The organism is Pseudonocardia sp. P-1 (genome assembly GCF_058111925.1).
On sequence record NZ_CM176614.1, the window covers coordinates 4,897,897 to 4,916,128 of the forward strand.

Genomic DNA, 18,232 nt, shown 5'->3' on the forward strand with positions numbered 1-18,232 from the left:
GGATGCGACTGGTCCGCTACGACTCCGGCCAGGGCCCCCGCACGGGGCGGGTCGAGACCGGCGGCGACGGCGACGTCGTCCGCGAGCTGGGCCCGTCCGGGCCGGGGGCGGTCGCCGGGCGGCTCGCCGAGGTCGTCCTGCTCGCCCCCTGCGACCCCCGCACCATCGTGTGCGTCGGGAGCAACTACCCCTGCCAGCTCGCCGAGAAGGGGCGCCCCCGCCCGGAGCGGCCCGCGTTGTTCCTCAAGGCGCCCAACGCCGTCGTCGGGCCGGGGGAGCCCGTGCTGCGCCCGGCCGGGGTGCAGCGGCTGGAGTACGAGGGCGAGCTCGCGGTGGTGATCGGTCGCCGGGCCCGTGACCTGGACGAGCGCGCCGCCTGGTCGCACGTGCTCGGCCTGACCTGCGCCAACGACGTCACCGCGCACGACTACCGCGCCGACGGGCAGTGGGCGCGGGCGAAGAGCGCGGACACCTTCTGCCCGCTCGGGCCGTGTATCGAGACCGAGCCGGGCGCGGGGCCGTGGGGGCTGCGGACCACGCTGAACGGCCGCACCGTCCAGGAGTCCGACACCGGGGCGATGATCTTCGACGTCGCGCGGATCCTCGCCCACGTGACCCGCTGGACCACGCTGCAGCCCGGCGACGTCGTGCTCACCGGCAGCCCCGGCGGGGTCGGGCCGATGACCGCGGGGGACCGGGTCACCGTCGAGATCGACGGCGTCGGGACCCTGGAGAACCCGGTCGCCGACCGGCCCGCGCCCGTCCCGCACTGAGCCGGCCCGGCCCGCCGCAGCTCGGCTCAGCCCCGGCCCACTGGCTCCGGCGTGTCCAGCTCGGCGGGAGCGGGCGCGCCCGCCACCCCGGCGGCGCTGCGGTAGACGTCGCCGAGCCGGGCCGCCCACGGCGCCGCCGCGAACCGGTCGAGGAACCGCCGCCGGGCCCCGGCCCCGAGCCGGGCGCGCAGCTCGGCGTCGCGGGTCAGCCGCACCAGCTCGTCGGCGATCCGGGTGGCGTCGACCGGGGCCAGCAGCCCGGTCTCGCGGGTCACGATCTCCGGGATCCCGCCGACCCGCGTCGCGACCGCCGGGGTCCCGGTGCCGTGGCCGAGCAACAGCATGCGGGGCATCGTGTCGTGCCGGGTCGTGTGCAGCTGCACGTCGGCGGCGCGGAGCAGCGCGACCGGGTCGGTGCTGCGGCGGAACGCCACCCGGCCGGACAGGGCCTCGTCGGCGGCGACGCGCGACTCCAGCCACGGCCGCAGCGGCCCGTCGCCGCCGAGCACCACGGTGAGCGGCTCGTCCGGTCCGATCCCGGCGACGGCGTCGAGCAGCATGTCCTGCCCCTGGCCGCGGCGCATCGGCGCGACCGAGACGGCGACGACCTCGTGGTCGTCCACGCCGAGCCCGCGCCGCAGACGCTCCCGCTCCTCGGGCGTGCCCTCGCCCGGGTCGGCGGCGCCGTCCGGGATCACCGACAGGCCCTCGGTGGACCCGGCGGCGCGGCGGTACCAGTCGCGCTGCAGGGCGGACGTCGCGATCGTGCGATTCATGAACCGCTTGCGCGCCAACGTCTTCGCGGTCCGCCGGAGCTGGTCGCCGCGGTCGGCGGGGTGCTCGTGGATGTGGTGCAGCGTGGACACCGCGGGCACCCGCAGCCGGGCCGCGGCGGCCGAGCCCACGACGTCGGGCCGGGCGCCGTGGGTGTGCACCAGGTCGACACCGTGCTCCCGGAACGCGGCGAGGACCTTCAGCACGGCACGCGGGTCCCACGGCGCGACGTTCAGCTCGACCGGTGGCGCCCCGGCGCGGGCCATGCGCTCGGCGACGTCGGAGTGCCCGGACGGGGCCAGCGCGACGACCACCACCCGGAACCCGGCGTCCGGGGCCGCGGCGGCGAGGTCACCGAGCGCGGCGGCGACGCCGCGGTCGTCGAGCGACTCGACGAGGTGTCCGATCGTCAGGGTCCTGCTGTGTTCGCTGGTGGGCACGGTGACGTGGCCTCCCGGGGTGGCGCTGCGGGGTCGGTCGTCGGCGGTCGGCCGGTGACCCGGTCGTGGCTCGCCGGTCACCATGACACTACCGAGTGACGACGTCGCGTGACGGGGTCGGACGCTGCGCGCATCGGGCGACACCGGGCGGGGGGTACCTGCCGATCGGGGGAGTGCCGGGGAGCGCCCGGGGTCCGTTACGGTCACTCCGGTGCGCACGGTTCTCGTGATCGGGATCGGGGCCGGTGACCCCGACCACCTCACCCTCCAGGCGGTCCGCGCCCTGCGCCGGGCCGACGTCGTGTTCGTCATCGACAAGGGCCTCGACGGCGGGGGGTCGCAGGACGACCTGCTGGCCCTGCGCACCGAGCTCCTGCGGCGGCACCGCCCGGACGGCGGGTACCGGCTGGTCACCGCGCCCGAGGTGGGCCGGGACCGCGGCGCCGAGGTCGAGCGCGACGACGAGCGCTACCGCGACGTCGTGGTCGACTGGCAGGACCGCCGTGCCCGGCTCTACCGCGAGATGCTCGACGCCGAGCTGGCCGACGGGCAGACCGGCGCCTTCCTGGTCTGGGGCGACCCCTCCCTCTACGACGGGACGCTGCGCCTGCTCGACCGGGTCCTCGACGGCGCGGGGGAGCAGTGGTCGGTCGAGTCGGTCGCCGGGATCTCCAGCGTCGCCGCCCTCGCCGCCGCCCACCGGCTGATCCTCAACCGGGTCGGGCACCCCGTCCTGATCACCACCGGGCGCCGGATCGCCGAGGGGATGCCCACCGACGTCGACGACGTCGTCGTGATGCTCGACGGCCGCACCGCCTTCGCCACGCTGCCCGACGAGCAGCGCCGTGAGCTGCACATCTTCTGGGGCGCCTACCTGGGTACGCCCGACGAGCTGCTCGTCGCCGGGCCGCTCGTCGAGGTGACCGACGAGATCCTGAAGGTCCGGGCCGAGGCCCGGGAGAACAAGGGGTGGATCATGGACACCTACCTGCTGCGCCGGGGTGCCGACGAGCGCTGACCCGCCGCGGCCCGACGACGAGGAGGTCGCATGCGCTACGCCGACGGACCCACCACCGAGGCCACCGCCCGGGTCGCCGCACCGCCCCAGGCGGTGTGGGAGCTGGTGACCGACCCGGAGTTCCTGGCCCGGGCGTCGACCGAGATGCAGCGCGCCTCGTGGGGCGAGGGTGACGAGCCGGGCCTCGGCGCCCGGCTGCACGGCCACCACCGCCACGACGCGATCGGGGAGTGGAGCACCGTCTCCACCGTCACCGGATGGGAGCCGGGGCGGCTGTTCGAGTGGACCGTCGAGCCCGGTGGCGACGGGGGAGCGACCGCCGTGTGGCGGTTCGAGCTCACCCCCGACGGCGACGGCACCGTGCTGCGCCAGTGGGCCCGGATGGGTCCCGGGCCGTCGGGCCTCTCGCAGGCGATCGAGCGGTGGCCGGACAAGGAGGAGCGGATCGTCGAGGGCCGGCTGCGCGAGTGGCGGACCGGGATGGAACGCAACCTCGACGCCGTCCGCGAGCGCCTCGGCTAGTTCCCGTCCGGGTGGCAGCCACGCGCCGGGACGTACGAGCGGTGGCCGTTCTGCGACGACCCGTCACCCCGGCGTCGCCCGCTCGTTGAACGGAGGGGACCTCCCGCGATCCTGAGAACACGGAGGGTGTTCGTCGTAGATCGTTGAGCCGTTCGGTCCAGCCGACCTGTCACTCGGCGTCCGGTGCCGACCCGTGATCGCCCGGGTCGCCGAGGTCCTCTCAGGAAAGCAACCTCGACGGGTCACCGTTTCGTACCGTCCCGAACCGGACGAGCCGGGTGACCCGGCACGATCCGGCCGCTCCCCAGGGGTGCCCCCGCACCCCGGCCACGCCGGTGCCCGCGCCGTCCTCCACCGCTCCCCAGCACCCTCGCCCACGGCGAGGCGGAAGGACCGCTCGAGATGGGCAAGCACACCCGGACCGGCCACCGTTCGACCGGCGTCGCCGCGGCGGTGGCCGCCGGCCGGTCCCTCCGCGGACGGCGCAGGCACGCCGCTCCCCCCGCGGGCACCGCGCGCCGGATCGCCGCCCCCGCCGCGCTCGCGGCGCTGCTGCTGACCTCCGGCGGGACGGCCGGGACGGCGTTCGCCGGGACGGGCTCCGACGACGACTCGTCGGGCGCCGCGGCGGACTGCCCCGACGGCACCACCCCGGTCGGCGGGTCCTGCTCCGACTCCCCGGGCTCGTCGGGGTCCTCCTCCGGGGGGCTGGGTGACCTCATGACCGGCGCGGACGTCGTCGGCTCGGTGCTGGGACAGGGCGGCTCGGGATCGGGCTCGCCGGGTTCCTCGGCGGACGGCGGCCCGGGCAGCGACACGTCGGACACGGCCTCGGGGACGTCGGGGAAGGGCTCCGGGAAGTCGGGGAAGGGCTCCGAGAAGTCGGAGAAGGCCTCCGGGAAGTCGGAGAAGTCGGATAAGGCCGCCGGGAAGTCGGAGAACTCCGGGAAGTCGGACCAGGACTTCGAGGAGCCGGACCGGGACTCCGCCGGCTCATCCGGTTCGAAGGACTCCGCCGGCTCGGCCGGTTCGAAGGACTCCGCCGGCTCGGCCGGTTCGAAGGACTCCGCCGGCTCGGCCGGTTCGAAGGACTCCGCCGGCTCGGCCGGTTCGAAGGACTCCGCCGGCTCGGCCGGTTCGAAGGACTCCGCCGGCTCGTCCGGCTCGAAGGACTCCGCCGTCCCCTCGACCGGTCCGCTCGACGCGGTCCCCGGCCTCGGCGACCTCACGAGCGGCCTCGGCACGGGCGTCGACCTGAACACCCCGACGAAGCCCCTGACGTCGCTGCCCGACCCGGCGCAGACCCTGTCCGACGCCGGTTCCTCGGTGCCCGGCGCCGGGCAGGCCGGCTCGCTGGTCGACACCGCGGTGGGCGCCGCGGGCACCGTCGTCGGCACCGACACCGGCAACAGTCCGCTGGCCGGCCCGACCGACACCCTCACCGGTCTCGGCGACGTCGTGCCGGAGCTGCCGTCGGTCCCCGGCGTCACCGACGGCAGCACCGACGAGCTCCCGGACGTCCCCGGCCTCACCGCGGGCGGACCGCTGGAGGGCCTCAACGAGATCGCGGGCCTGCCCGACACCACCCCGCTGACCGGCAGGGACGGCCCACTGCCGGACCTGTCCGGCGTCGCGCGCACGGCGGGCCTGCCCGACTACTCGGGTCTCGGCGGCCTGCCGGACGTGGCCGGGGTCGTCGGCGGCCCGAGCACCGGACCCACGCAGGTCGACCTGGCGTCGAAGAACACCGACGGCGTGGCAGGGACCGCCACCGTCGACTCCGACACCGTCTCCGGCACCGCGACCGGAATGGACCCGGACGCCCGCTACGTGTCGTTCTTCTACGGCGCGACCTCCAGCGCCACCAACAACAACCCCTGCATCCTCGACGGCACCAACCCGCTGCCCGGCGGCCAGACCGTCGGCGAGTGGGAGGTCGACGAGAACGGCAACGGCACCCTGGAGGCGCCCAACCCGTCGGGGAACATGTACAAGCTCACGGGCGGCACCATGTCGATCCGCAAGGTCGAGCACGGCTTCGACAAGGCCACCGCCCCGCCGGTGAACCCGCTGTCGTACTCGCTGTCCAGCTGCGGCGCGATGGAGCGGATCTCCACCGCCGACCCGGTCACCGACGCCGTCCCGAAGCTCCCGACGGCGAACGTCCCCGGCACCCCCTACGTCTCCGGTCCGGGTCTGCAGGGCTGATCGACGCGCGGGCGGCGCGGTGCTGTGGTCGGATCGGTCCGTGCTCGGCAGCGCTCTGGATACCGTCCTCGACCGCACCCTGGTCCCCGGCTACTCACGGATCGGGTACCTGCTGCGGCGCCCGGGGTGGAGCGGTGACCGCGCCGACCCGCCGCGCGGCGCCCTGACCGGGCGCACCGCGCTGGTGACCGGCGCGGGCGGCGGGCTGGGGGAGGCGATCGCGACCGGGCTCGTCCGGCTCGGTGCGACGGTGCACCTGCTCGTCCGCTCCCGGGACAAGGGGGTCGCCGCGCAGGACCGGATCCTGGCCGCCGTCCCCGGCCTGTCCCGCGACCGGCTCCCGGTGCAGGTCTGCGACCTGGGTGAGCTCGCCGACGTGCGCGCGTTCGCGACCCGGTTCGCCACCGAGGTCGACGCGCTGGACGTCCTGGTGCACAACGCCGGGCTGCTCCCGCCCGAGCGCAGCGAGACCTCCGAGGGCAACGAGCTGACCCTGGCCGTGCACGTCCTCGGACCGCTGCTGCTGACCCGGCTGCTCACCGACACCCTCGCGACCGGCGCCGAGCGGTCCGGAACCGACTCCCGGGTCATCATCATGTCCTCGGGCGGCATGTACGCCCAGCCCCTGCGTGACGACGACCTGCAGTTCCGCACCGGTGACTACGGCGGCACCGCGGCCTACGCCCGCACCAAGCGGATGCAGGTCGTCCTGACCGGTCTGCTCGCCGACGAGCTGGCCCCCCGGCACGTCACCGTGCACGCACTGCACCCCGGGTGGGCCCGCACCCCGGGCGTCACCGGGTCGCTGCCGTTGTTCGACAAGGTCGTCGGCCCCGTGCTGCGCACCCCGGCGCAGGGCGCGGACACCGCGGTGTGGCTCGCGGCCGCGCCGTCGTCGGCGGTCGGGACCGGCCGGTTCTGGCACGACCGCGCCCCGCGCCCGGCGCACTACCTGTCGCGGACCCGGGAGACCCCGGCCCAGCGCGAACGGTTCCGCGCCGAGGTGGACCGGCTCACCGGCTGAGCCCGGGCGCCTGCAGCAGGGTGCGGGCGGCGCGCGTGACGTGGTCCAGCACCGTGTCCGGGTCGGCCCGCCCGACCGCGCCGCCGGGCAGCAGCGGCTGGACCAGGCTCAGCCCGAGCAGCCAGGTCAGGACCAGCTCCGCGCGCAGTTCGGCGTCGGCCCGGTCGGCGGCGCCGGTGGCCTGCGCGGCGAACGCCTCGGTGAACGCCCCGGCCAGCTCCACCCGCACGGCCGCGGCCGCCTCCGACGTCCCGGCCGAGCGCACGACGGGCCCGAACAGGTCGCGCTCGGGCCCGTCGCCGCCGTCGAGGATCGACCGCAGCAGGCGGGTCAGGAGCTCCTCGGGCGGGCCGTCGTGCAGCACGGCGAGGGCGCGCTCGGCGGCGACCCGGGCGAACAGGGCGTCCTTGCTGCCGAAGTAGCGGAAGAGCAGCGCCTGGTTCACCCCGGCCCGGTCGGCGATCGCGCGGACCGAGGTGCGGTCGTAGCCGTGCTCGGTGAACAGGTCCGCGGCCGCGGCGAGCAGGGCGCTGCGGGTGCTGTCACCGGAACGGGCGGACGGGGCGGCGGTCACGGGGGAGTGCTCCTTCGTACGACGGGTGCGGCGCGGGAACCGGCCGCGGCGGATCCGGTGTCGGCGACCGTAGCGTCCGGGCGCCGGCGCATGGCGCGGCGCGACGCGGGGTACGCACGGTCGATACCGCACACCGCCCGACACACGGCCACACCGAGGAGACCCGCGACCGATGGCATCCGCTTCAGGTGACGAGAACGAGTTCCAGCCGGAGGCGCCGGACATGGCGTCGGCGATGCAGCTGGACACCGACGAGGCGCTGACCGGTCCGTCGGACACCGACCCGCTGGACTCCGGCTACGTCCCGCCGGACCGTCCCTACGGCGTCGAGGACAACGCGGTGACCGCGGCGGGGCAGGAGGAGGGCGAGTCGCACGAGGCGCGACTGGCCCGGGAGCTGCCCGACGAGCTGCCCGAGGGCGACCCGGGCCGCTCCGGCCGGTTGACCGCCGCCGCCGACTCCGCGGCGGGCGACCCGGCGGTCGACGGCGCCGGGACCGACGTGGGCATCGACGGCGGCGCGGCCAGTGCCGAGGAGGCCGCCGTGCACGACGTCGACGAGGGCATCGTGCCGGTGGTCGACGAGTCCCCGGTCGGGGATCCAGAGGTCAGCGACCAGCTCGCGCGCGACGCCGACCACGCCGACGAGGCGGCGGCCGACGCCGAGTGGGACGCCTCGACCGACCCCGAGTGGGCCGAGCAGAACAGCTGAGCGGCACCCGGCACACACGAGGGCCCCGGTACCGCGTCGTGCGGTCCGGGGCCCTCGTCGTGGGTGGGAGCGTGCGCTCAGGGGGTGGTGGGGCCCGCCGCGCTGCCGGTCAGCCGGGCGATGGCGCCGTCGAGGTCGAGGTGGTCGTGCTCCTCGCCGAGGTCGACGATCTCCAGCGTCGAGTCGACGAACTGGGCCAGCAGGTCGCGGTCGACCTCCAGGACGGCGGACCCGCCGTCGGAGCGGATCTCCAGCTCGACGACGTCGTAACCGTCGATGCGCCGGGGCGCCATCCGGATGTCACCGATGCCGGTGGGCGTGGTCAGGCCCTCGATCACGAGGTCGCGGGCGACGAGCCACTCGATCCAGCGGTCGGAGGACCGGCGCACCGAGAACGAGATCGCGAACGGGTCCGAGGCGCGGTACGCCCAGCGGCTCACGATCGGCGACGCCTGCCCGTGCAACACGGTGAAGACGTCCTGCTGGACCGACTCGCTGGCCATCGTGCTCCGCCTCTCCTGGACCCCCCGACCGCCGCGGTACCGCGACGGCCTCACACGGAACATCGTCGGAACGGCCCCGGACGCTGCACCCGGCGCCGGGTTTCACCCGTTCGCGCCAACTGTCATTCACCTCACGGTACCCAAGGCGCGCAAAGGGTGTAACGCGAGGCCGGGTTCCGCCGAAGGACGCCGTCCGGTACGAGACCCGGTGACGCTGGGTGCCGGTGCGGGCCGACCGTCCCGTCAGCCGCGGTCGACGCGGTCGACCACCCAGATCCCGCCGGTGCCGGAGCGGACCGGCTGGGTGAGCCGGATCGTCGAGCGCTGCGCCGACCGGCCGTCGGTGGCGGCGTACACGCCGTTGCCGAGGCGGGTGACGGTCGGGTTCCGGTAGCCGAGCTCGCTGCCGACGTAGGAGATCGTGACCTCCTCCGGGTCGAGCAGCCACGGGTCGCCGCCGGCGTCGGACTGCTGCTGCATCCGCTTCGCGGTCGCCGCGTCGCCCGCGGGCCACATCGGCGACGCCGCCGCGGCCGCCCCCGGGGCGCCGGTGCGGCCCGTCCCGGTGCCGCCGCCGTCGGTGCCGCCGCGCCCGGGTGCGGGCGCGGCCGTCGTGCGGGACGGGTCGGCGGTGCGGCTCGGCGCGGGGGTCGTCGTCGGCGTGGGCGTCGGGGTCGGAGTCGGGGTGGCGGTCGGCGCCGTCGTCGGGACCGGCGACGGGGTGCGCCACGCCGCGGGGATCTCGCCGTTGCCGCAGCCGGCCAGCAGCAGCACGAGGACCAGCAGCGCCAGCCCCACCAGCACGCCGCGCAGCAGCAGCCGCGGCCCGTACCGGCCCACCCGCAGGCGGGACACCGACACGTCGGGGGTCGGCACCTTCGGCAGGTTCGGCACGGTCACGCGGGCACCTTACGATCACCGGCCCGCCCGGGCGGGCCGACCTCGCCGCCACCATCGCGTGATCGGCACCGCACGGTCGGTGCCCGGCCGGCGGCGGCCGTCGCGCACTGCCGGGGCGCCGGAGGAGTGACTAGGGTCGCGGTACGGCCGCACGGGCGGCCCCGCACGACGGGCCCGGGGCACGGGCCCCCCGCACGAGCCCACCGAGGTGCACCCCATGGCGACCGGCAGCCCGGCGACGGAGAAGTTCCTCGCCGCCCGCGACTTCCTGCTGACCCACCGCGAGGACTACGACACGGCCTACCGCGACTTCCGCTGGCCGGAGCTCGAGGAGTTCAACTTCGCGCTCGACCACTTCGACGTCGTCGCCGCCGATCCCGAGCGGGGCGCGCGGAAGGCGCTGTGGATCGTCGAACAGGACGGCTCGCAGGCGCACTGGACGTGGGCGGAGCTGTCCGAGCGGTCCAACCGGGTCGCGAACTGGCTGCGTGCGCAGGGCGTCGCCCGGGGCGACCGGATCATCCTGATGCTCGGCAACCAGCTGGAGCTGTGGGAGACACTGCTGGCGGCGATGAAGCTGGGCGCCGTCGTGATCCCCGCGACCACCCTGCTCACCCCGGCCGACCTGCAGGACCGGGTGGACCGCGGGCGGGCCGCGCACGTCGTCGTCGGGGCGGACGACGCCGGCAAGTTCGACGACGTCGACGGCGACTACACCCGCATCGCCGTCCGCGGCGCCGTGGCGGGCTGGCGCGACTACACCGGCGAGGCCTACTCGGCCGCCGCCGAGTTCACCCCGGACGGCGCCACGAAGGCGTCGGACACGCTGCTGCTGTACTTCACCTCCGGCACCACGGCGAAGCCGAAGCTGGTGGAGCACACGCACACGTCCTACCCGGTCGGGCACCTGTCGACGATGTACTGGATCGGCCTCGAGCCCGGCGACGTGCACCTCAACATCTCCTCGCCCGGCTGGGCCAAGCACGCCTGGTCGAACGTGTTCGCGCCGTGGATCGCCGAGGCGACGGTCCTCGTCATGAACTACGCCCGGTTCGACGCCGAGTCCGTCCTGTCGGTCCTGGACTCCTGCGGCGTGACCAGCTTCTGCGCCCCGCCGACGGTGTGGCGGATGCTGATCCAGGCCGACCTGTCCGGGCTGGCGACGCCGCCGACCAAGGTCGTCGGGGCGGGGGAGCCGCTCAACCCCGAGGTCATCGAGCAGGTCGAGAAGGCGTGGGGCCTGCGCATCCGCGACGGGTTCGGCCAGACCGAGTCCTCGGTGCAGATCGGCAACCCGCCCGGGCAGCCGGTCAAGCCGGGCTCGATGGGCAGGCCGATCCCCGGGTTCGTCGTCGCACTGGTCGACCCGGCCACCGGGAAGGTCGCCGACGAGGGCGAGATCTGCCTGGACCTCGACCACCGCCCGACCGGGCTGATGGTGGGCTACGCCGACGACCCGGAGCGCAACGCCGAGGCCATGGCCGGCGGGTTCTACCACACCGGCGACGTCGGCTCCCGCGACGAGTCGGGCTACATCACCTACGTCGGCCGGGCCGACGACGTGTTCAAGGCCAGCGACTACCGGATCAGCCCGTTCGAGCTGGAGAGCGTGCTGATCGAGCACCCGGCGGTCGCCGAGGCCGCGGTCGTGCCGTCCCCGGACCCGGTCCGCCTCGCCGTGCCGAAGGCCTACGTGGTGCTCGCCAAGGGGCACGAGCCGACCGAGGAGACGGCGACGGCGATCCTGCGGTTCGCCTACGACAACCTCGCGCCCTACAAGCGGATCCGCAGGCTCGAGTTCTTCGAGCTGCCGAAGACGATCTCCGGCAAGATCCGCCGGGTCGAGCTGCGCGGCCGGGAGGGCGAGATCCACGCCGACCCGGCCGCGACGCCGCCCACCGAGTACACCCTGTAGACCCGGCGGGGGCCGGGTCACCCGTCGCCGAAGTGACCCGGCCACTGCTGGTAGGGGATGCGGGTGATCTCGAGGACCTCGCCCATCCGCGACCACTCGTTGCGGCCCAGGCGGGCCAGCGGGGCGAGCCGGTGGATGTCGGGCAGGGAGTTGCCGCGCTCGTCGGTGACGAACACGCTCTCCTCGATCGCGGCGTGCACGACCCGGCCGATGACGACGGTCGAGTTGCCGAGCTCGATGTTCGCGTGCAGCACGCACTCCAGGGCGACCGGTGACTCGGCGACCCGCGGCGGCGCCACGACCGACGACGCCTCGGCCGTCAGCCCGACCGAGGAGAACTCGCTGATCTCGGCGGGGAAGTCGGTGCCGGTCGCGTTGATCTTCTCGAACATCGGCTCGTTCGCCAGGCAGACGACGAACTCGCGGGTCTCCGACACGTTGCGCAGGGAGTCCTTCTTCCCGACCGACGTGAACTGGATCATGGGCGGGTCCACGCAGGACACCGTGAAGAACGAGTGCGGGGCGAGGTTGTCGACGCCGTCGGCCGAGCGGGTGGAGACCCAGGCGATGGGTCGGGGGACGACGACGCTGGTCAGGAGCTTGTAGAACGGGCCGCTGCCCATCTCGTCCGGCTTGAGGTCCGTGCGCATGCCCATGATCCTGCCCGGCCTGCCCGCACCCTGCGCGCGCGCCGCTCTAGGTTCGGCGCATGGGAACACGTGGCCGCGCGGCCGGACTGGCCGCCGGGATCGTCGCCGACGCACTGCTCGGCGACCCGCGCCGGGGCCACCCGGTCGCCGGCTTCGGCACGCTCGCCGCCCGGCTGGAGGGCCGGATGCACCGCGACGCCGTCGCACCCGGGGTGGCCTACACCGCGATCCTGGTCGGGTCCGTGGTCGCGGCGGGGGTGGTCGCCGAGGCGGCCGCGACGCGTGCGGGGGCCCGGGCCGAGCCCGTCGTGCGGGCCGGGCTGACCGCCGTCGCCACCTGGGCCGTGCTCGGCGGGACCTCGCTGGTGGGGGAGGGCGCCGCGCTGGCCGCGTCGCTCGACTCCGGTGACCTGGCCGCCGCCCGTGCCCGGATCCCGCACCTGTGCGCGCGCGACCCGGAGCTGCTCGACGCCGACGGCATGGCCCGCGCGGGGGCCGAGTCGCTGGCCGAGAACACCTCCGACGCCGTCGTCGGGCCGCTGGTGTGGGGCGCGGTCGCCGGCATCCCGGGGCTGCTGGGCTACCGCGCGGTGAACACCCTCGACGCGATGGTCGGCTACCGCTCCGCCCGGCACGCCCGCTTCGGGTGGGCCTCGGCCCGTCTCGACGACGTGGTCAACCTCGCCCCGGCCCGGGTCACCGCGGTGGTCACGGTGGCCGTCGCACCGCTGGTGGGTGGCTCGCCCGCGTGCGCGCTGCGGGCCTGGCGCCGCGACGCCGCCGGGCACCCCAGCCCGAACGCCGGCCCGGTCGAGGCGAGCGCCGCCGGTGCGCTCGGGCTGCGTCTGGGCGGGCCGACGGTCTACGCCCACGGCACCGAGGACCGCCCGTCGCTCGGCGACGGGCACCCGCCCCGGGTGGCCGACCTGCACCGCGTCGCGCGGCTGTCCCGGCTGGTGGCCGGGGCGGCCGGTCTGCTCGCCGTCGCGACGGCGGCGGTGCTGGGGCGGCGGCGCGGCTGAGCCGGTCGCCCCGTACCTGCCCCCGTCGGCCCGGTCCCGGTGCCGGTTCCGACCGACGTGGCCGTATCCGTCGCCCCGGTCTCCACACCTACCCGGTCGGAGAGGGTGGATCGCCGGGAGTTCGCTTACCGGGTGAGCGAGTCGGGAGAGAGATCGTCCCGGAGGGTGGCGGCCCTGGGCACCGCTGACCGAGCACGGCCGGCGGGATACGACCGACGGGGCCACCCTGTCGGACGGGTGGGTTCGCTTACCGGGTGAGCGAACTCGGCCGGGGCGAACAGGCGGAGGGGACCCGCGCCCTCGGTGAGCGGGTCCGGCGACGCAGTGCTCCGGCGCGGGGAGCCGGGAGCCCGGCGCAGCATCCGGGGAGCCCGGCACGGCACCCCGACATGGCACCGCACCCTGCAGGGCGGCGGCCCGCGACGGGTGTGGCGCGGTGCGGGATCAGCCCGAGCCCGAGCCCGAGCCTGAGCCCGGACCGGACCCGGCGGCGGCGTCGCGGGTGGTGCCGGGGGCGCTGTCGTCGGCACGGTCGGCGGCACGGTCGGCGGCACGGTCGGCGGGGACGGGCTCGTCGCCGAAGCCGTCGCGGCCGGAGAGCTGGTCCCGCAGGCTGCCCGCCTTCTCGCGCTTCCCGCTGCGCTGCAGCAGTTCCAGCCGGATGAACAGCACCAGGGCGACCAGGGCGACGGCGCCGAAGGTCAGCCACTGCAGGGCGTAGGAGAAGTTGCTGAACGGCGCTCCGCCCCCGACCGGCTCGACCGGGATCGGGTCCAGCACGCCGGGCTGGCCGGCCTCCAGCACGACGACGCCCTCGACCGGGGTCAGGCCGGTGGCGGCGGCGACCGAGCGGGAGTCCGACACGTAGACCTGGCGGGTGCCGTTCTCGACCAGCGGGGGGCGGCCCTGCGGGTCGGTCTCGTCCAGGCGCAGCCTGCCCTCGACCGTCACCGGGCCGGCGGGCGCGGCGGCGTAGTCGGGCACGGCGCCCCGGTCCGCGGCCGGGACCGACCCCCGGTTCACCACGACGGTCCGGCCGTCGGTGAGCCGCAGCGGCGTCAGCACCTCGAAGGCGGGCGCGCCGTCGACGACCCGCAGGCGGACCAGGGTCTCCGCGGCACGGTCGAAGGTGCCGGCCAGGGTGACCCGGCGCCACTGGTCGTCGGCGCCGATCGCCGTACCGGGCGGGACGAGCGTGTCGAACCCGACGGCGGGCGTCGCGTCGGCGGTGGCGATGGCCCGGCTCTGCGCGGAGCGCTCGGACTCACGGTCGAACTGCCACGGCGCGAGCAGCGTGTAGCAGGCGACGGCGAAGGCCAGCACCGCGACGACGAACGCGATCCACCCGGGACGCAGCAGGAAACGCACGCGGCCCAGGGTAGCCGCGCCCGCGGGCGGTCCCGCCGGGGCGATACTTCCGGCCGTGGTGGTTCAGGGAGCGGTCCTCGTCGCGGGGACGACGTCGGACGCGGGCAAGAGCGCCGTCGTCGCCGGCATCTGCCGGTGGCTGCACCGGCGCGGCGTCTCGGTGGCGCCGTTCAAGGCGCAGAACATGAGCAACAACTCGGTCGTCACCCCGGACGGCGGCGAGATCGGCCGCGCGCAGGCGATGCAGGCCTTCGCCAGCGGCATCGCCCCCTCGGTCGATCTGAACCCGGTGCTGCTCAAGCCCGGCGGGGACCGGACCTCGCAGGTCGTCGTGCGCGGCCGCGCCGACGGCCAGGTGTCGGCGCTGTCCTACCGGCACCGCACCGCGGCGCTGTCCGACGTCGTCGCCGACTCCCTGGCCCGGCTGCGCGCCCGCCACGACGTCGTGGTCTGCGAAGGAGCGGGCTCGCCCGCGGAGATCAACCTGCGGGCCACCGACCTCGCCAACATGGGCTTCGCCCGGCGCAACGACCTGCCGGTGCTGGTCGTCGGCGACATCGACCGCGGCGGTGTGCTCGCGCACCTGTTCGGCACCCTCGCCGTGCTCGACCCGGCCGACCAGGCGCTGATCGCCGGTTTCGTGATCAACAAGTTCCGCGGGGACCCCCGACTGCTCGACCCCGGCCTCGACCGGCTGCGCGAGCTCACCGGGCGGCCGACGCTGGGCGTGCTGCCCTTCGCCGAGGGCCTCTGGCTCGACGCCGAGGACTCGCTCTCGGCCGTCGCCGACGGGGTGCTCGGACGCCCGGCCCCGCCGCGCGGCGGGCAGTGGCTGCGGGTCGCCGTCGTCCGGTTCCCGCGGATCTCCAACGCCACCGACGCCGAGGCGCTGGCCTGCGAACCGGGCGTCGCCGTGCGGTACGTGACCGAGCCGTCGCGGATCGCCGACACCGACGTCGTCGTGCTGCCCGGGACCAAGGCGACCGTGTCGGACCTGGCCTGGCTGCGCGCGTCCGGGATGGCCGATGCGGTGCGCGCGCACGCCGCGGCCGGGCGCCCGGTGCTGGGGATCTGCGGCGGGTACCAGATGCTCGGGCACACGGTCTCCGACCCGGACGGCGCCGAGGCCGCTCCCGGTACGACCGTCGACGGGCTGGGGCTGCTGGACCTCGAGATCGCGTTCGACCCGGTCAAGCACCTCGCCACCCCCACCGCGACGGCGTGGGGCGAGACCGTCACCGGCTACGAGATCCACCACGGCCGTGTCGTGCGCTCCGGCGACCCCGGCCTGATCGGGGACGAGGGCAGCGACCGCGGCAACGTCCTGGGCACGCACTGGCACGGCCTCGCCGAGAACGACGGCTTCCGGCGGCTGCTGCTCACCCGCCTCGCCGACGAGGCAGGGCGGACCGGGTTCGTGGTGGCGCAGGACACGTCGTTCGCGGCCGAGCGCACCCGGCAGGTGGATCTGCTGGCCGACCTGGTTGAACACCACCTCGACACGTCGTCACTTGAACATGTGATCGGACACGGTGCGCCGCCGGACCTCCCGGTGCTGACCTCCGGTCTGGCAGCCTCACCCGCGTGAGCACGAGCACCGCCCCCGCCGCCGGACCTCCCCGTTTCCCGTTCTCCGCCGTCGTCGGCCACGACGACCTGCGGCTGGCGCTGCTGCTCAACGCCGTGCACCCGGGTGTCGGTGGTGTCCTGGTGCGCGGGGAGAAGGGCACCGCGAAGTCCACGGCGGTGCGCGCGCTGGCCGCGCTGCTGCCCTCGCACGAGGTCGTCGACGCCTGCCGGTTCGGCTGCGACCCCGCCGCACCGGACCCGTCCTGCCCGGACGGGCCGCACCCGGCGGGCGCAGCGGGCGGTCCTCGCCCGGCCCGGCTGGTCGAGCTGCCCGTCGGCGCGACCGAGGACCGCCTGGTCGGCTCGCTCGACCTGGAGAAGGCGCTGTCCGAGGGCCGCCGCGCCTACCAGCCCGGCCTGCTCGCCGACGCCCACCGCGGGGTGCTCTACGTCGACGAGGTCAACCTCCTGCACGACCACCTCGTCGACCTGCTGCTCGACGCCGCCGCGATGGGCCGCGCGCACGTCGAGCGCGACGGCGTGTCCGTCTCGCACGCGGCCCGGTTCCTGCTGGTCGGCACGATGAACCCGGAGGAGGGCGAGCTGCGCCCGCAGCTGCTCGACCGGTTCGGGCTGACCGTGGAGGTGCGGGCCAGCCGCGACGTCGATACCCGGGTCGAGGTGACCCGGCGGCGGATGGCGTTCGAGGACGACCCGGCCGGGTTCGTCGCCCGCTTCGCCCCGGACGAGACCGCCACCGCGGCCCGGCTCCGCGCCGCGCAGGCCCACGTCGCCGCCGTCGCGGTGAGCGACCGGGAGCTGCGGCGGATCGCGTTCGTGTGCGCCCGGTTCGACGTCGACGGCATGCGCGCCGACCTGGTCATCACCCGGGCCGCGGCCGCGCACGCCGCCTGGGAGGGCCGCGACGCGGTCACCGCCGACGACGTGCGCGTCGCCGCCCGGCTCGCGCTGCCGCACCGCCGTCGTCGCGACCCGTTCGACGAGCCCGGCCTGGACCCGGCCGAGCTGGACCGCGCCCTCGCCGACGCCGAGGACCACCTGGGCCCCGAGGACGACCCGGACCCCGACGACGACCCGGACCCCGGCGGCCCGGCCCCGACGACCCGGCCGGGCCGCAGGACGGTCCGGACGGCCCCGACGCCGGCGACGAGCCCGGCGACGCCGACCCGACCGGGGACACGCCCCCCGCCGGCGGCGACCCGCGCGGCGACGGCGGGACCGGCACCGGTGCGCGCGCCGAGGCTCCCGGCACCGACGGCACCGACGGCACCGGCGGCACCGACGGCGGGGACGACGCCACCGACCCGGCGACGCCCGGCGACGACCGGGCCCCGGAGACCGCCGAGGCCCCGGCCGGTGGCGACGGCGGGGACGGCCGGGCCGTCGTCGTCGGGGACGCCGCGCGGCTGCACCGGGCGACGGTCCGGAAGTTCACCGTCCCCGGGCTGGGCGCGGGCGCGCCGGGCCGCCGCTCCCGGGCCCGCACCGACGCCGGTCGCGTCGTCCGTCCGTCCGGGGCCGGGACCACCCGTGCCGCGGACCTGCACCTGCCCGCGACCGTGCTCGCCGCCGCGCCGCACCAGGCCGGGCGCGGGCGCCGCGGGCCGGGCCTGCTGGTCCACCGCGACGACCTGCGCCGCGCCGAGCGGGAGGGCCGCGAGGGGAACCTGGTGCTGTTCGTCGTCGACGCGTCCGGCTCGATGGCCGCGCGCACGCGGATGACCGCCGTCTCGGGGGCCGTGCTGGGGCTGCTCCGCGACGCCTACCAGCGCCGGGACAAGGTCGGGCTGGTCACCTTCCGGGCCCGGTCCGCGGAGCTGGCGCTGCCGCCGACGTCGTCGGTGCCGACCGCCCAGCAGCGCCTGTCCCGGCTGCGCACCGGCGGGCGGACCCCGCTGGCCGGTGGCCTGCTCAAGGCCCGCGCCGTGCTCGACGCCGAGCGCCGCCGCGACCCGCGCCGCCGCCCGCTGGTCGTGCTGCTCACCGACGGGCGGGCCACCGTCGCCGCCCGCGACGGCGGGGACCCCGTCGCCGACTCCCGCCGCGCCGCCGGGCTGCTGGCCGCGGACGGGGTGCACACCGTCGTCGTCGACTGCGAGGCGGGCCACGTCCGCCTCGGGCTCGCCGCGCCGCTCGCCGCCGCCGCGGGCGGCGAGCTGGTGACCCTCGACGAGTTGACCGCCGACAGCGTGGGCGACCTGGTCCGGGAGACCCGGTCCGCCCGCGCCGCCTGAGAGGA

15 protein-coding genes and 1 pseudogene are annotated in these 18,232 nt (G+C 76.0%); 10 read left to right on the forward strand and 6 right to left on the reverse strand.

Annotated elements, in window-relative coordinates; genetic code table 11:
* Positions 1-2 precede the first annotated feature (2 nt).
* Positions 3-773: a fumarylacetoacetate hydrolase family protein gene (locus AC0GKK_RS24085; protein WP_489882588.1), complete on the forward strand. Its 771-nt coding sequence runs from the start codon at positions 3-5 to the stop codon at positions 771-773.
* 26 nt (positions 774-799) lie between these two features.
* Here AC0GKK_RS24085 and AC0GKK_RS24090 read toward each other — a convergent pair whose 3' ends face one another.
* Positions 800-1,987: a glycosyltransferase family 4 protein gene (locus tag AC0GKK_RS24090; protein ID WP_251785173.1), complete on the reverse strand. Its 1,188-nt coding sequence runs from the start codon at positions 1,985-1,987 to the stop codon at positions 800-802.
* A 211-nt stretch (positions 1,988-2,198) separates the two neighbouring features.
* On the opposite strand from AC0GKK_RS24090, the gene cobF reads away from it, so the two are divergent.
* From cobF to AC0GKK_RS24110, 4 genes are all read left to right on the forward strand, one after another.
* Positions 2,199-3,005 (forward strand): precorrin-6A synthase (deacetylating), encoded by an 807-nt coding sequence (gene cobF / locus AC0GKK_RS24095; protein ID WP_489882589.1) that lies wholly within the window; start codon positions 2,199-2,201, stop codon positions 3,003-3,005.
* Positions 3,006-3,035: 30 nt separating this feature from the next.
* Positions 3,036-3,527 (forward strand): SRPBCC family protein, encoded by a 492-nt coding sequence (locus tag AC0GKK_RS24100; RefSeq protein ID WP_251785172.1) that lies wholly within the window; start codon positions 3,036-3,038, stop codon positions 3,525-3,527.
* 402 nt (positions 3,528-3,929) lie between these two features.
* Positions 3,930-5,735: a hypothetical protein gene (locus AC0GKK_RS24105; protein ID WP_489882590.1), complete on the forward strand. Its 1,806-nt coding sequence runs from the start codon at positions 3,930-3,932 to the stop codon at positions 5,733-5,735.
* 40 nt (positions 5,736-5,775) lie between these two features.
* Positions 5,776-6,759, forward strand: coding sequence for an SDR family NAD(P)-dependent oxidoreductase (locus AC0GKK_RS24110; protein WP_489882591.1), 984 nt, complete (start codon positions 5,776-5,778; stop codon positions 6,757-6,759).
* Here the strand turns inward: AC0GKK_RS24110 and AC0GKK_RS24115 are convergent.
* Positions 6,749-7,333 carry a TetR/AcrR family transcriptional regulator gene (locus AC0GKK_RS24115; RefSeq protein WP_405416288.1) on the reverse strand — a complete coding sequence of 195 codons (585 nt, stop codon included), beginning with the start codon at positions 7,331-7,333 and terminating at the stop codon, positions 6,749-6,751. The genes AC0GKK_RS24110 and AC0GKK_RS24115 overlap by 11 nt on opposite strands.
* A gap of 172 nt (positions 7,334-7,505) precedes the next feature.
* Here AC0GKK_RS24115 and AC0GKK_RS24120 point away from each other — a divergent pair, with 172 nt between their 5' ends.
* Entirely contained in the window at positions 7,506-8,045 is a 540-nt protein-coding gene (locus AC0GKK_RS24120) for a DUF5709 domain-containing protein (RefSeq protein WP_174525494.1), read from the forward strand.
* A 77-nt stretch (positions 8,046-8,122) separates the two neighbouring features.
* Here AC0GKK_RS24120 and AC0GKK_RS24125 read toward each other — a convergent pair whose 3' ends face one another.
* Together AC0GKK_RS24125 and AC0GKK_RS24130 are read right to left on the reverse strand one after the other, a co-directional pair.
* The gene (locus tag AC0GKK_RS24125) at positions 8,123-8,548 is read right to left on the reverse strand and encodes an SsgA family sporulation/cell division regulator (RefSeq protein ID WP_062396127.1); all 426 of its coding nucleotides are present in this window, start codon (positions 8,546-8,548) and stop codon (positions 8,123-8,125) included.
* A gap of 243 nt (positions 8,549-8,791) precedes the next feature.
* A complete protein-coding gene (locus AC0GKK_RS24130; protein WP_476652009.1) occupies positions 8,792-9,448 on the reverse strand; it encodes a hypothetical protein in 657 nt (218 codons plus the stop codon).
* A 217-nt stretch (positions 9,449-9,665) separates the two neighbouring features.
* Between AC0GKK_RS24130 and AC0GKK_RS24135 the strand changes: the two genes are divergently transcribed.
* Positions 9,666-11,363: an AMP-binding protein gene (locus tag AC0GKK_RS24135; RefSeq protein WP_251785168.1), complete on the forward strand. Its 1,698-nt coding sequence runs from the start codon at positions 9,666-9,668 to the stop codon at positions 11,361-11,363.
* Between the two features lie 17 nt (positions 11,364-11,380).
* Here AC0GKK_RS24135 and AC0GKK_RS24140 read toward each other — a convergent pair whose 3' ends face one another.
* Complete coding sequence (locus AC0GKK_RS24140; RefSeq protein WP_208826306.1) at positions 11,381-12,013, reverse strand: flavin reductase family protein; 633 nt, start codon at positions 12,011-12,013, stop codon at positions 11,381-11,383.
* A 59-nt stretch (positions 12,014-12,072) separates the two neighbouring features.
* On the opposite strand from AC0GKK_RS24140, the gene AC0GKK_RS24145 reads away from it, so the two are divergent.
* Entirely contained in the window at positions 12,073-13,035 is a 963-nt protein-coding gene (locus AC0GKK_RS24145; RefSeq protein WP_346103487.1) for a cobalamin biosynthesis protein, read from the forward strand.
* Positions 13,036-13,479: 444 nt separating this feature from the next.
* On the opposite strand, the gene AC0GKK_RS24150 is transcribed toward AC0GKK_RS24145, so the two are convergent.
* Complete coding sequence (locus tag AC0GKK_RS24150; RefSeq protein ID WP_489882592.1) at positions 13,480-14,403, reverse strand: SURF1 family cytochrome oxidase biogenesis protein; 924 nt, start codon at positions 14,401-14,403, stop codon at positions 13,480-13,482.
* Between the two features lie 58 nt (positions 14,404-14,461).
* Between AC0GKK_RS24150 and AC0GKK_RS24155 the strand changes: the two genes are divergently transcribed.
* Together AC0GKK_RS24155 and AC0GKK_RS24160 are read left to right on the forward strand one after the other, a co-directional pair.
* Positions 14,462-15,991 (forward strand): cobyric acid synthase, encoded by a 1,530-nt coding sequence (locus AC0GKK_RS24155; RefSeq protein WP_489884059.1) that lies wholly within the window; start codon positions 14,462-14,464, stop codon positions 15,989-15,991.
* Positions 15,988-18,227 (forward strand): annotated as a pseudogene (locus AC0GKK_RS24160) (putative cobaltochelatase). Before AC0GKK_RS24155 ends, AC0GKK_RS24160 begins: the two are co-directional and overlap by 4 nt.
* Positions 18,228-18,232 lie beyond the last annotated feature (5 nt).

What these genes read in the sequence shown, in the direction of transcription:
- AC0GKK_RS24145 (WP_346103487.1), top strand. Translation starts at nt 12,073, where the DNA reads ATGGGAACACGTGGCCGCGCGGCCGGACTGGCCGCCGGGATCGTCGCC.
- AC0GKK_RS24120 (WP_174525494.1), top strand. Translation starts at nt 7,506, where the DNA reads ATGGCATCCGCTTCAGGTGACGAGAACGAGTTCCAGCCGGAGGCGCCG.
- AC0GKK_RS24085 (WP_489882588.1), top strand. Translation starts at nt 3, where the DNA reads ATGCGACTGGTCCGCTACGACTCCGGCCAGGGCCCCCGCACGGGGCGG.
- AC0GKK_RS24125 (WP_062396127.1), bottom strand. Translation starts at nt 8,548, where the DNA reads ATGGCCAGCGAGTCGGTCCAGCAGGACGTCTTCACCGTGTTGCACGGG.
- AC0GKK_RS24140 (WP_208826306.1), bottom strand. Translation starts at nt 12,013, where the DNA reads ATGCGCACGGACCTCAAGCCGGACGAGATGGGCAGCGGCCCGTTCTAC.
- AC0GKK_RS24135 (WP_251785168.1), top strand. Translation starts at nt 9,666, where the DNA reads ATGGCGACCGGCAGCCCGGCGACGGAGAAGTTCCTCGCCGCCCGCGAC.
- AC0GKK_RS24105 (WP_489882590.1), top strand. Translation starts at nt 3,930, where the DNA reads ATGGGCAAGCACACCCGGACCGGCCACCGTTCGACCGGCGTCGCCGCG.
- AC0GKK_RS24100 (WP_251785172.1), top strand. Translation starts at nt 3,036, where the DNA reads ATGCGCTACGCCGACGGACCCACCACCGAGGCCACCGCCCGGGTCGCC.